The sequence below is a fragment of the Qipengyuania sp. JB2-7 genome, assembly GCF_055693485.1.
In genome coordinates this window covers 140,099-152,859 of record NZ_CM146335.1, presented here as the reverse complement: position 1 = coordinate 152,859, position 12,761 = coordinate 140,099, and the positions used below count along the sequence as shown (strand labels likewise).

At 56.2% G+C, this 12,761-nt stretch carries 9 protein-coding genes and 1 pseudogene; 6 read left to right on the top strand and 4 right to left on the bottom strand.

The window, feature by feature from the left end; all coding sequences use genetic code 11:
- Positions 1-167 precede the first annotated feature (167 nt).
- Both gyrB and ACZ1GM_RS00675 read right to left on the bottom strand, forming a co-directional pair.
- Positions 168-2,712 (bottom strand): annotated as a pseudogene (gene gyrB / locus ACZ1GM_RS00680) (DNA topoisomerase (ATP-hydrolyzing) subunit B).
- A 164-nt stretch (positions 2,713-2,876) separates the two neighbouring features.
- The gene (locus tag ACZ1GM_RS00675; protein ID WP_472677306.1) at positions 2,877-4,655 is read right to left on the bottom strand and encodes a methyl-accepting chemotaxis protein; all 1,779 of its coding nucleotides are present in this window, start codon (positions 4,653-4,655) and stop codon (positions 2,877-2,879) included.
- Positions 4,656-4,855: 200 nt separating this feature from the next.
- On the opposite strand from ACZ1GM_RS00675, the gene ACZ1GM_RS00670 reads away from it, so the two are divergent.
- The 6 genes from ACZ1GM_RS00670 to ACZ1GM_RS00645 all read left to right on the top strand — a co-directional run bounded on the left by ACZ1GM_RS00670 (position 4,856) and on the right by ACZ1GM_RS00645 (position 11,136).
- The gene (locus tag ACZ1GM_RS00670) at positions 4,856-6,397 is read left to right on the top strand and encodes a class I adenylate-forming enzyme family protein (RefSeq protein WP_472677305.1); all 1,542 of its coding nucleotides are present in this window, start codon (positions 4,856-4,858) and stop codon (positions 6,395-6,397) included.
- A 735-nt stretch (positions 6,398-7,132) separates the two neighbouring features.
- Positions 7,133-8,707, top strand: a complete 1,575-nt coding sequence (gene guaA / locus ACZ1GM_RS00665; RefSeq protein ID WP_472677304.1) for a glutamine-hydrolyzing GMP synthase — start codon at positions 7,133-7,135, stop codon at positions 8,705-8,707.
- A gap of 64 nt (positions 8,708-8,771) precedes the next feature.
- Positions 8,772-9,050, top strand: a complete 279-nt coding sequence (locus ACZ1GM_RS00660) for a hypothetical protein (protein WP_472677303.1) — start codon at positions 8,772-8,774, stop codon at positions 9,048-9,050.
- A 75-nt stretch (positions 9,051-9,125) separates the two neighbouring features.
- Positions 9,126-9,728 carry a YceI family protein gene (locus ACZ1GM_RS00655; RefSeq protein WP_472677302.1) on the top strand — a complete coding sequence of 201 codons (603 nt, stop codon included), beginning with the start codon at positions 9,126-9,128 and terminating at the stop codon, positions 9,726-9,728.
- An 85-nt stretch (positions 9,729-9,813) separates the two neighbouring features.
- Positions 9,814-10,464 carry an endonuclease III domain-containing protein gene (locus tag ACZ1GM_RS00650; RefSeq protein WP_472677301.1) on the top strand — a complete coding sequence of 217 codons (651 nt, stop codon included), beginning with the start codon at positions 9,814-9,816 and terminating at the stop codon, positions 10,462-10,464.
- Positions 10,465-10,470: 6 nt separating this feature from the next.
- A complete protein-coding gene (locus ACZ1GM_RS00645; RefSeq protein ID WP_472677300.1) occupies positions 10,471-11,136 on the top strand; it encodes an endonuclease III domain-containing protein in 666 nt (221 codons plus the stop codon).
- Here ACZ1GM_RS00645 and ACZ1GM_RS00640 read toward each other — a convergent pair.
- Positions 11,133-12,098, bottom strand: a complete 966-nt coding sequence (locus ACZ1GM_RS00640; RefSeq protein WP_472677299.1) for an oxidoreductase — start codon at positions 12,096-12,098, stop codon at positions 11,133-11,135. The two genes, ACZ1GM_RS00645 and ACZ1GM_RS00640, sit on opposite strands and share 4 nt — an antisense overlap.
- A 112-nt stretch (positions 12,099-12,210) precedes the next feature.
- Positions 12,211-12,621: a hypothetical protein gene (locus ACZ1GM_RS00635; RefSeq protein ID WP_472677298.1), complete on the bottom strand. Its 411-nt coding sequence runs from the start codon at positions 12,619-12,621 to the stop codon at positions 12,211-12,213.
- Positions 12,622-12,761 lie beyond the last annotated feature (140 nt).

The window sequence follows — 12,761 nt, the reverse complement described above, 5'->3', positions numbered from 1 at the left end:
CAGCCAGTGCTGACCACAGGATAGGATTGGCAAATGGCCACACAATCGCGGCGAGCATGATCGAAACGACCGCCAGCAACAGGAAGAAGCTGGATTGTTCGAGCGTGTGTTTCTCTGGCGAGCTTAGCATTGCTGAGCGCTATAGCAGGATGCGCACGTATGCGCGATCACACATCCAAATTCGCGACGTTCAATGCGTTATCCTGAATGAATTCTCGCCGCGGTTCGACCACATCGCCCATCAGGCGCGTGAAGATTTCGTCAGTCACATCTGCGTCTTCGACCTTTACTTGCAGTAAGATCCGGGCTTCCGGGTCCAGCGTTGTTTCCCACAATTGTTCCGCATTCATCTCACCCAGCCCCTTATAGCGGCTGATCGAGAGGCCCTTGCGTCCAACCGCCAACACCGCGTCAAGCAGTTCGGTCGGACGAGAGATCGCGTTCTCGCCAAAGATCGCCGCCGCGTCTGCCTCGCCATCTTCGTCATCGGTTTCAGCGGGTGTCTCCGCTGCGGTAATGCGTACCAGCTGCGCTGGCTGGGCATAGGCTTCCGCCTGTTCAGCGGCGAGACCATGCAGCTTGCGCGCTTCTGCGCTGTCAAAGAATGCAGCTTCTATCTCGTGCACGTCGGTCACACCGCGCCACAGGCGGTGAAGCTGACTGTTACCGTTGGAGGCTGTTTGCGCTGACCATCTCGCCTCTTGATCGTTGGCGGCAAGCCGCTGAGCCGTGAAATCGAGCGCCGCAGCGCGTTGATCCGGGGTTAAGCTCGGGTCGAGCGCGCCAGACAGTGCCAATTGCTCGACAACGCCATTGTCATACTTCTTGGGAACGAAACTCAGCAAGTTGCGCATACGCAGTGCGTGTTCGACCATGGCCCGCAGATCGCCGTCACCGCGTGTGCCGCCCGTGCCTTCCAATACGCGGCCTTGCAGACCGGCATCGACCAGATAGCGATCCAGCGCGGCCTGGTCTTTCAGGTAAACCTCGCTGCGGCCCTTCGCGACTTTATAAAGCGGCGGCTGCGCGATGTAGAGGTGTCCGGCCTTCACGATTTCCGGCATCTGTCGGTGGAAGAAGGTGAGCAGCAGCGTGCGGATATGCGCACCGTCCACGTCGGCGTCGGTCATAATCACGATCTTGTGATAACGCAGTTTTTCAAGATCAAATTCGTCGCGCAAGCCTGTGCCCATCGCCTGAATCAGCGTACCGACCTCTTTGGACGAGATAATCCGGTCAAACCGGGCGCGTTCGACATTCAGAATTTTACCCTTGAGCGGCAAAATGGCTTGAATCTTGCGATCACGGCCTTGCTTGGCAGACCCGCCAGCAGAATCACCCTCGACCAGGAATAGTTCGCAATTTTCCGGATTGCGGTCCTGACAATCGGCAAGCTTGCCGGGCAGAGAGGCAACGCTCATCGCACCCTTGCGGCTCATCTCGCGGGCGCGACGGGCGGCTTCGCGAGCAGCGGCGGCATCAATAATCTTTTGGATGATCGCCTTCGCCTCAGCCGGGTTCTCCTCCAGCCATTCGGTCATTTTCTCGCCCATCAGGCTTTCGAGCGGCTGACGCACTTCAGAGCTGACCAGCTTATCCTTGGTCTGCGATGAAAACTTCGGATCGGGCAGCTTCACGCTGACAATTGCGGTCAGCCCTTCACGCATATCCTCGCCTGACAGGCTGACTTTTTCCTTCTTCAGCAGCCCCGAATTGGTGGCGTAATTGTTGAGCGTTCGCGTGAGCGCCGCACGGAATGCCGCCAGATGCGTGCCGCCATCACGCTGAGGGATGTTGTTCGTGAAGGTGAGAACGTTCTCATAATAGCTGTCATTCCATTCGAGCGCGACATCGATCGCGATGCCATCTTTCTCTGCGGAAACCGAAATCGGATCGGACAGCAATGCCTGTTTGTTGCGGTCTAGATAGCGGACAAAGGCAGCAATCCCGCCCTCATAAAACAGATCGTGTTCGGCGATTTCCTCATGGCGTTTGTCGCGCAACAGGATGCGCACGCCGGAATTGAGAAAGGCGAGTTCGCGATAGCGGTGCTCCAGCTTTTCGAAATCATATTCGGTGACGTTTTTAAACGTGTCGTTGGAGTGGTGAAAGGTGACGCGGGTGCCCTTTTTGAACCCATTGTCATCGGGGTTCTGGTCGACTTTCGGTGCATCCCCCTTGATTTCGAGTGCATTCACCGCCTCGCCATGCTCAAAACGCATCCAGTGCGTTTTGCCATCGCGCCAGATTTCCAGCTCAAGCCATTCGGAAAGAGCGTTCACGACCGAAACACCCACCCCGTGAAGGCCGCCCGATACCTTATAGGCGTTATCGTCAGAGGTGTTTTCGAACTTACCGCCGGCATGCAGCTGAGTCATGATGACCTCTGCGGTACGACACGCCCTCTTCCTTGTGCATGCCCACAGGAATACCGCGGCCATTATCCTCAACGGATACCGACCCATCCGGGTTGAGCTCGATCAGCACAAGGTCGCAATGCCCGGCCAGCGCCTCGTCAATGGCGTTATCCGACACCTCAAACACCATGTGATGTAGGCCAGAGCCATCATCGGTATCGCCAATATACATGCCGGGGCGTTTGCGCACGGCATCAAGGCCTTTCAGTACCTTGATGGAATCGGCGCCATATTCACCCTGCATTTTTTCGTTTTGGGGCTTGTTTTCCGGGTTTTCTGAAGTGTTCTCGTCCATGCCCATCATATAGGCGCGGGCGAGGAGATTCCCAAGTTTCCAGAGCTATCAGATGCGCTTTTTCCACCAGCCAAACGATGGCGGGGCTGCGAGGGCTATATTTGGCGGTCCTGTGCCTCGCAAATGGTCGTCCGGCGCTAAGGCAATTTGCGAGCGAAGGGGGGCTAAGCAGCTATTGCGGTGTCGGCTTCAACAGGCTCGTCATCTGCATCATCGCGCGTTGCATTTTCCATCGTTTCGAGAAATTCAGCCGCCTTCGCCTGAAGCAATTTTATCCGGCTCTCAATGTGATCCGCTGACGAGTGCATGCGATTAGTGGAATCGCCGGTGCCGATAGCGGCCTGCTCAACTTGAGAGAGAGACAGAGCGATCTCACCGGAATTGTGTGCAGCGGTGTCGATGTTCTTCGCAAGGTCGCGGCCCGTCATGGCCTGTTGATCGACAGCGGTCGCAATTGAAACTGACGCAGACTCCAGTTTTTCGATCTGCTCGACAACATTCTGAAGCGCGGCCACACTGCTATCGGTTGAGCTGCGGATCGCGCCGATCTTTTCAGCAACTTGTCGAGTCGCATCGCCCGTCCGCGTGGCAAGTTCTTTCACTTCTGATGCCACGACTGCAAAGCCTCGTCCGGCCTCGCCGCCACGTGCGGCCTCGATGGATGCATTCAGCGCCAGCAGATTGGTGCGTTGAGCGATTGATTGGATAAGGTCGAGAATGTCGCCAATCTCGGCTGCATGAAGAGAAAGATGATCAATCGTCTCATTCGCGCCATTGGCGACCGCTCCTGCTTCGCGGGCCATCTCTGCTGAGAAGCTTGCCTGTTTGCTGATCTCATCAATCGATAGCGAAAACTCATCACTTGCCGCAGCCGCGGCAGACACCACGACCGATGTTTCCTCCATCGCCGTGGTCGACTTTGAAATTTCGGTTTTGGCCTGTGTCACCGCACTTGCGACACCAGAAGCCTCATTTGACAGAGCTTCCACGTCACTGGCCATTGCTTCGACCGCTTCGCCAACACTCTTGGTGAAACTGTCGGATACCTCGCGCAACGTGGCCGCGCGTGTCTCGCGTGCTTTGCTGCGAATTTCGACCAGTTTGGCTTTCTGGGCGACTTCGCGCTGAGATGTATCGCGAAATACAGCCAGCGCGCGCGCCAAGGCGCCGATCTCATCCTCTCGGTCCGTTCCCGGAATGCCGGCGGCGGTGTTTCCGCTGGCCAGCTCATCAGCGGTATCTGCTATTTCCGTGATTTTCCCCGAGACGTCTTGCGCGATCTTGCGTCCGATCCAGAATGCGAGAACCGGTGCCGCGAGAAGGATCACCAGAAAGAATGTGGCGGCTTGAAAGATTTGCGCGAAAAGGGCGTCACTCTCCTGCTCGGTGACACCAGAAATCTCGGACGAAAGCTCATAAAGCTGGGCTGCGATTTCTTTCATCTCGGCGCGTGGCTCCGCCGCGTTGTCGCGTGGATTTGCCGTGTTTGAGAGTGAAAGCAGCTCTGCTTCACTGGCATTGGCTCGCTTTTCCAGATTGGATGCGCGCGAGTACAATTCGAATGGCAGAGTAGCTTCCTGACTGACCGCTGCGGTAATCAGACCAGTGGCTTGCGCCATGTTTTCTTCACTGCTGGCCAGCATCGCCTGATCATTCGTGGCGATAAAGTCACCCAAATCAGCCTGAGCGCGCGTCAAATACACGTTTGCCTGGGAAATCTTGATGTCGACTTCCTGATTGAGCCGCGACTTTCCACCTTCATTGGTGAAGTACATGGAGACAGCCATCAGCGTTACAGTGACAAGCCACAGAAAAAGGGTTCCACCCAGAATGGCGCCGTAGACTTTCTGCTTGATATTGAAGCGATCCAGCCATGTGCGAGGCACATCTGAATCGGCATCGTGCTCCTCTGGCAAGGTGAAGCTCTGATCAGCTACGCTCAAATCCAATCCCCTGTTGCAGCGGTGGTTTTGTGCGCTGCTCAAATCATGGAGGCCACGATCCAGACCTCCGCCTAATTACCCCTTGCTCAAGAATGGTTAACATCGCGATAAGCGGCGGTGGTATCCGCCGCGCTGGGTATTGTTTTTCGGGGCGAGGTAGATACCAAATTTTGAAGACGTCAGTGCAAGGGATGCGGCAGATGCTTGAGAAGCTACAGTCAGAATTTGGCGATTTTTCCGCTATTTTAGCTGGCTACGTGCACGAACAGCCCGATGCGATCGCCCTGCGCGACGACGATCGCGAATTGACTTGGGCGGGGTTGCATGATCGAGTTGAGCGGATTGCTGCGCGACTGATCGGGACTGGCCTGACGCAAGGTCAATCGGTCGCGATCCTCGGTACATCATCAATCAATTATGCATTGGTGTTTCTGTCGGCAGTCCGTGCGGGGGGAGTTGCGGCTCCGCTGACCACCAGCGCGTCGGCGGATCAATTGGCGGGAATGGCGGCGGATAGCGGTGCGGCGCATATCTTTATCGACCGCAGGAAGCTGACTGAGTTAGGTGATGATTGTTTCCCCGGAATGGCGAAAATCGTTCTGGATGAGGGGCTGGAGGGGTGGATGGCCCCGGAGGGTACGACCGCACCACTCCATACGCCCCAACCTGCCGATCCTTTCAACATTATCTATTCCAGCGGGACCACCGGCGTGCCGAAAGGGATCGTCCATTCGCATCAGATGCGCTGGCGGCAATTTGCTGCGACCGCCGCGTCCTATTCGGCAATGGGTCCTGATGTCCGCTCGCTCGCATCAACACCGCTTTATTCCAACACCACCATGGTGGCATTTCTTCCGCCGTTACTGGCGGGCGGAATGGTGCGGATCATGGGCAAGTTTGATTGCGCACGATGGCTGGACCATGCCCAGGCCGACCGTACCAACATCACAATGCTTGTGCCGGTTCAGTATCAGCGGTTGATGGACTATCCGCAATTTGATGAGTTTGATCTGTCGTCCATGGCGATGAAATACTGCACGTCTGCTCCCTTCTCAGCGGAACTCAAGCGCCAAGTATTGCAGCGCATGCCAGGGGGACTGGTCGAGATATACTCTATGACAGAGGGCGGCGTTGTCTGCTTGCTTCCCTGTCACGAGTTCCCGGAGAAGCTACACACGGTGGGACGCCCCGCACCGGGCAGTGAGCTTAAGGTGCTGGATGATTCTGATCAGCCGGTAGCCGCAGGCGAGGCGGGCAATCTCATCGGGCGATCCCATACTATGATGAGCGGATACAAGAATCAGCCTGAAAAGACCCGCGAAGGGTATTGGACAGATCCAGACACTGGCGATGTTTGGCAACGCATGGGTGACATCGGCAGAGTCGATGCTGACGGTTTTGTCGAGCTGGTCGAGCGCGCCAAGGACATGATTATTTCTGGCGGATTCAACATCTATCCAGTCGATCTGGAGGCTGAATTGCTGAAAGAGGACGGCGTGGAAGAGGCGGCGGTCATAGGCGTCCCGTCACGCCGTTGGGGTGAGACGCCGGTTGGTTTTGTGAGGCTCGCCAAGAATGCGGCGTCTTCCGAGGCGTTGCTAGCTGTGGTGAATGCGCGACTTGGTAAGACACAAAGGCTCGCGCAATTGCATGTGATCGAGGAAATGCCGCGCAGCCATATCGGCAAGCTGCTGAAAACAGACCTGCGCGAAGAGGCCGAGAAAAGGGGCCTGCCCAACTGATTTTGGACAGACCCCCTTGTGACCTTATGGTCAAACGTAGATTTCGTTTAGACCGACAGGGCTGGGCTCAACAGAAAGCTGCTGCTTGAGACTGCCAGTGCGATTGCGAATGCGCGAGTAGTAATGATGCGTGACATTGTAATTTCCTTTCAAGACGTATGCGTTGCCTCGCTATTCGGAGGCGCTGGAAAATTGGTTACAAACGGCTTACTAAGAAAATAACGCGCTGATATAATTACATTTTATAAATGGCGTGGTGCTTGGCGGCGCGCGTTCGAGACGCGGCGGTATATCATTTAAGGCGCGCGTTCGAGACGCGGCGCCGATGGGTTTTGGGGGAGGGAGGTTTCGGCGAGCCGCGTCTCTATTCGCTGCCATGTCGCCTTGCGGGCGTGTGCTTTACGGGATGGTCAGGCAATCGCTGGTGAAAGAACCAGCGAGCTGACGGCACCTGCCGCAAGGAAGGCGAGGATGTGAACGCTGGTACGCATTGCACATCTCCTGAATGACCGGACCGCCGCTCTCTTGCTGACAATGCCATAAGCATGGTCCGCGTCTTGGGGGATTGGAGAAGCGGTTACCCGGCGTGTGCAATTGGTATAGTGTTGCATACTTGTGCACAAAAGTGCAATAATGCTAAATTATATTGATAAATATGCAAGGTAGGGTCCCGTGGCTGTTCGCAGCGGTCGCTGCACTCTGGACTCAGGGGTGGCACCTGCTTAACCGGCCTTTATGGACGACGCCCACCTTCCCGATTCCATCCTTATCGTAGACTTCGGAAGTCAGGTTACTCAGCTGATCGCGCGCCGAGTTCGCGAGGCCGGAGTGTATTCCGAAATCGCACCCTTCAGCGCTGCCGAAGATGCATTTCATCGCATGAAGCCGAAAGGGATCATCTTGTCTGGTTCGCCCGCAGGTGTCCCGGACGAGGGCAGCCCGCGCGCACCCGAGGTTCTGTTTGAGGCGGGTGTGCCCATTTTGGGCATTTGTTACGGCCAACAGGTTATGTCGCACCAACTTGGTGGTGAAGTGCGTCCGGGTCATGAGACAGGAGAAGGCGGCGAGTTTGGCCGAGCCTATCTGACGGTGACCAAACCTTGCGCATTGTTTGATGGCCTTTGGCAAGAGGGCGAACGCCACCAGGTCTGGATGAGCCATGGTGACAAGGTCACCAAATTCGCCCCCGGCTTTGAAATCGTCGCCACCAGCGATGGCGCGCCCTTTGCTGTGATTGCCGATGAGAAACGCAAATTTTACGGCACGCAATTCCACCCGGAAGTTGTTCACACACCCGATGGCGGCAAGCTGCTCGGCAATTTCGTGCGCCATGTCTGCGGCCTTAAGGGCGACTGGACGATGGCCGAATTTCGCAAGACCAAGATCGAGGAAATCCGCGCTCAGGTCGGCGACGGCAAGGTTATTTGCGGGCTGTCCGGCGGCGTGGACAGCGCGGTAGCGGCGGTGCTCATTCACGAGGCGATTGGTGATCAGCTGACCTGCGTATTCGTCGATCACGGTTTAATGCGCATGAATGAGGCGGAGCAAGTCGTCACCCTCTTCCGCGATCATTACAATATCCCATTGGTTGCGGTGGATGCAGAAGAGCAATTTCTTGGCGGCCTTGCAGGCGTCACCGATCCTGAAAAGAAGCGCAAATTTATTGGCGGGGCCTTCATTGACCTTTTCGAAGCCGAGGCGAAGAAGATTGGCGGAGCAGATTTTCTAGCGCAGGGCACGCTGTACCCCGATGTGATTGAGAGTGTCTCATTTACAGGTGGGCCAAGTGTGACGATCAAAAGCCACCACAATGTCGGCGGCCTGCCAGAGCGTATGAATATGCAACTGGTCGAGCCACTGCGCGAACTGTTCAAAGATGAGGTACGCGATCTGGGCCGTGAGCTTGGGCTGCCTGATGTTTTTGTCGGGCGTCATCCTTTCCCCGGTCCCGGTCTCGCCATCCGCATTCCGGGCGAAGTTACCAAGGAACGCTGCGATATTCTGCGCAAGGCCGATGCGATTTATCTCGACGAGATCCGCAAGGCCGGCCTTTACGATGCGATCTGGCAGGCGTTTGCCGTGCTGTTGCCGGTCAAAACAGTCGGAGTCATGGGCGATGGGCGGACATATGACAGCGTGTGCGGGCTGCGCGCAGTGACCAGCACCGATGGCATGACCGCCGATGTCTATCCGTTCGATGCCAGTTTTCTCACTCAATGCGCAACCCGCATCGTCAACGAGGTGCAAGGCATCAACCGGGTGGTGTATGACTATACGTCAAAGCCGCCTGGTACGATTGAGTGGGAGTAAATAAAGTCATTTTTGACTCAGATTTATTTGCATAATATTCTCTTTCCCGAAAGGAGAATAGTAAATGAGTCGAAATAAGAGGGGAATTCCCGACCTTCGTCGTCGTATTCGTGAGATAGCCGATGAAGAAGGACTTGATGAACTCCACGATATTGCTGATGAGATGCACCGAAACTCACCCGTGCGAAGAGCGGCAAACAAGAGTGAAAAACTTACTCCAGAGCTTGCGGATGCGATAAGACGTTATGCGCTAAAAAATAAGAAGACACATCAGAGGGATATCGCGCAACGGTTTAACGTGAACCCCGGTCGTGTTTCCGAGGCTATGAACAACGAGATTTGAACGCCAAATATCAATGCCTTTACGGGTCACGATGATCTGATACTTTTGTAGCATCGATTTTTGAAGGATTTACGCATGACCCGCGCTTTGTTTCTCACCCTCGCACTCACTCTCGCAGCCTGCTCACAAACGCCCGCTGAAGCGCCTGCCGTCACTGGCAGTGAATGGACGATCAACTCCGAAGATTCTTCGCTTAGCTATGTCTCAATCAAGGCCGACGAGATTGCAGAGATCAACGCGTTTGAGACCATTAGCGGCGGCGTGACAGCTGAAGGTGCGGCGACGGTTGAGATCGATCTTGCGTCGGTGAGCACCGGCGTTGATATTCGCGATGAGCGGATGCGTGAGGTATTCTTCGTAGTGGCGGATAATCCGACTGCAACAGTGACGGCAGAGATTGATCCTGCGGCCTTTGAAACGCTCAGCGTTGGCGAAAGCACAACGACCGCGCTCGAAGGAACGCTGAGCCTCAAAGGTATTGACGCCCCCTTTCAAAGCGAGGTCAGGGTGACGCGCGCGGGGTCAGATCAGGTCATTGCCGCCTCGACCGATCCGGTCATCATAGAGGCACGCACTTTTGAGCTGACCGACGGACTCGCGCAGCTGCAAGAGCTTGCCGGATTGCCGTCAATTACGCCGGTGGTGCCGGTCACATTTTCGTTGACCTTTGAGCGATGATCGAGGGCGCCACGGCGCATCATGCAGCTTGATCTCGGCTCTGACCCACGAACGGAAACTTTACGGCGCCTTCATGCCGCGCTGATTGCCACATACGTACCGGATCATCCGTCCACCTGATAAGCGGCGCAGCCCGGAATGGGTGCTGGTGCACGGCGTTATCGGCGCGCAGACAAAAACCGCTGCGAGCAATGCCTCAACCGATGGCTTGTTGGCTGAGTTTGGGTCTTGGGAGGCGGTTGCCAAGCTGTCTGTCGAAGATTTGGAGCAGCGGCTCGAACGGCAAACCTTCCCTACCGTTGCAGCGCGCAGGCTGAACGAATGCCTTAACGCCATCATCGAAAAGCGCGGCGCGGTGGACCTGTCGCATCTCACCAAGCTGGACCTCGGCGTGGCGCTGGCATGGCTCGAGCAACTGCCTGGAGTTGCGCGCAAAAACAGCGCTGGTGTGATGAATGCCAGCACATTGAACTGCAAAGCCATGGTTATCGACGGGCATCATCGCCGCATTATGCAGCGCATGGGTATTGTCCCTGCAAAGGCGGACACCACGCGCACTTATGATGCGCTGATGCCTGTCCTGCCGCCTGAATGGACAGCCCCCGATATGGATGAGCATCATTTGCTTCTGAAGAAGTTGGGGCAGACATTCTGCCGCCCACGAAAGCCGAATTGCGCGGAGTGTTTTGCACGGCAGGATTGCGCAACCGGAACCGGAGCGGCTGTCACGCGCTGATCCAATATGTTGAACGAAGCGCAGGTCGATACGGTCTATCGCCGGATCTCGGAGGTGATGCCCGGTCGCACCAGAAATGCAAAAGGTCCCAAGGGGCAACCTGACGCCTTTCGCAGCTGTATTTCCTGTATGCTGTCCGCGCAGTCGCTCGATCGCAACACTGCGAAGGCGTCGCGCGCCTTGTTTGCCCTCGCGCAGACTCCAGAGGAAATGCTCGCCCTGCGCGACGAGGATATCGCCGCCGCGATCAAGCCATGCGGCCTCTACAACAACAAGACACGGAGCATTCGCAAGTTCTGCGAAGCACTACTTTCAGAACATGGTGGGGTCGTGCCTGATACGCGTCAGGGGTTGATGAGCCTGCCGGGCATCGGTCGCAAATGTGCCGACATCGTCATGAGTTTCACCTTTGGCAAAGATGTGATCGCGGTGGATACGCACGTGCACCGCGTGTGCAATAGGGTTGGCCTGACTGACGCAAAAACGGTCGACAAAACGGCGCAGCAATTGGAGGAACGCAGCCCCGATTGGGCGATGCGCGACGGCCATTTCTGGCTCATCCAATTTGGCAAGAAGGTATGCCGAGCACGGCTGCCGAAATGCGAAATTTGCCCGGTCGGCGAACTATGCGAATATAAGGCAGCGCGGGACGCCGAAGAAGCGGCGCGCTAACCTGCGAAAGTGATCTCGGTCAGCTCTTCCGATTTCGCCCAGAGTGCAGCGGCCAATTCTTCATCGCGGATATGCGGATACACGCCAGATCCGCGCGGCGTCTCATCGGTCGCCATGGCGCCGATATTACAGTCCTCACAATACACCCCGCCCATGCCATCGAGTTGGGTCGAAGTGGCCGCCCATACGCTGGTCGCTGCACCTTCCTCGGTTGACTTGAAGGCTTCGTGCACATTTCCCTCTTCGTCGTACCAACCCATCGCAATCTGCTCTTCCATGCTGAGGTGACGCTGTAACGGGGTTGCAATACCGCCTGGATGGATCGCAAAGCTGCGAATACCATGCTGCTCGCCAATCTTATCCAGCTGTAGCGCAAACAGCGCATTAGCTGATTTGGCCTGACCGTAAGCTGGCCATTTCTCGTACTCGCGCCGCTCCCAATTGGGATCATCAAGATCTAGCCCGTTAAGGCGATGGCCAATTGAAGAGACCGTTACGACCCGCGCCCCCTTTGCGGCCTCCAGCAGTGGCCAGAGGCGCTGAGTGAGCTGAAAATGGCCGAGATGATTGGTTGCAAACTGCATTTCATAGCCGCGATCATCGCGCATCAGCGGACTGGCCATGATCGCCGCATTGTTGATCAATATGTCGAGGGTGGGTGTGTGCTCAGCCACAGAATCCGCAAAGGCATCGATGGAGGCCGGGTTGGACAGATCGAGCGGGAAGATGTCGATCACGCCATCCATGCCATTGATGACGTCACGCGCCACATCGGGGCGACGTGCGCCGATAATGACCTTTGCTCCGGCCTTTGCCAAGGCGCGCACGGTCTCTGTGCCTATGCCCGAATACCCGCCCGTGACGAGCACTTGCTTGCCTGCGACATCCGCTGCCGCGACAACTTCGCTCGCCGTCGAACGATAGCCAAATGGGGAATCGATGGGTTCTTGCGGCGATACCATGGCTTCTCTCTCCTAATGCGCGACATCTGCGTATCGCGCACCAAGAGCTGCTTGGCCATGACTATTTGACGGCTTTGATTATCGCCATAATGTGGCGCTCTAGCCTGTGGACCTAACCTTCGCTTTCGGTTTCGGTTTCGGCCTTCTTGTACGGAACGAAATCAGTCAGGAAGATGTTGCCGGTATAAAAGCCAGCGAACCGATCAGCCGTGGTGATCGTGTCGAGCCGGCAGAGTTGGCTCGCGTTGAACTTGCGGACAACCAGCAGATCATCATCATCCAATCGTTGCGGGTTGCGGGTTTTGTTTACCCAAACCGTATCGCCGCGCTTGTAGATTATTGCGGTTTCGTTGAGGATCGTCAGCGTGTCATTGCCAAAGGTGCGGATGCAGCGTTCCGGCTCACCAGCTTCGCGTCCTTCAAGCATTTTGGCGAGTTTTTCTTCGCCGGAAAGTTTGCCGGCGGACGCTGGCACTGTGAGCATCGTCGCCGCTGCCGCAGCCAGGGTAAGTTGTTTGATCATAGTCACGCTCCTGTTACCCTCCATCTAGCACACATGGTCTCATGCGGTTCCTGAACCGATGATGAGCAGTGTTTTGCTCTGCGACCTGTCCGTCTTCAGCCTAACGGCTTCCGACGTGTCTCATTCCTTCTGCGACCTGT

Bases quoted from the DNA above. Each gene is read 5' to 3' on its own strand.
- ACZ1GM_RS00670 (WP_472677305.1), top strand. From the start codon at position 4,856: ATGCTTGAGAAGCTACAGTCAGAATTTGGCGATTTTTCCGCTATTTTA.
- guaA (WP_472677304.1), top strand. From the start codon at position 7,133: ATGGACGACGCCCACCTTCCCGATTCCATCCTTATCGTAGACTTCGGA.
- ACZ1GM_RS00660 (WP_472677303.1), top strand. From the start codon at position 8,772: ATGAGTCGAAATAAGAGGGGAATTCCCGACCTTCGTCGTCGTATTCGT.
- ACZ1GM_RS00655 (WP_472677302.1), top strand. From the start codon at position 9,126: ATGACCCGCGCTTTGTTTCTCACCCTCGCACTCACTCTCGCAGCCTGC.
- ACZ1GM_RS00645 (WP_472677300.1), top strand. From the start codon at position 10,471: ATGTTGAACGAAGCGCAGGTCGATACGGTCTATCGCCGGATCTCGGAG.
- ACZ1GM_RS00640 (WP_472677299.1), bottom strand. From the start codon at position 12,098: ATGGTATCGCCGCAAGAACCCATCGATTCCCCATTTGGCTATCGTTCG.
- ACZ1GM_RS00635 (WP_472677298.1), bottom strand. From the start codon at position 12,621: ATGATCAAACAACTTACCCTGGCTGCGGCAGCGGCGACGATGCTCACA.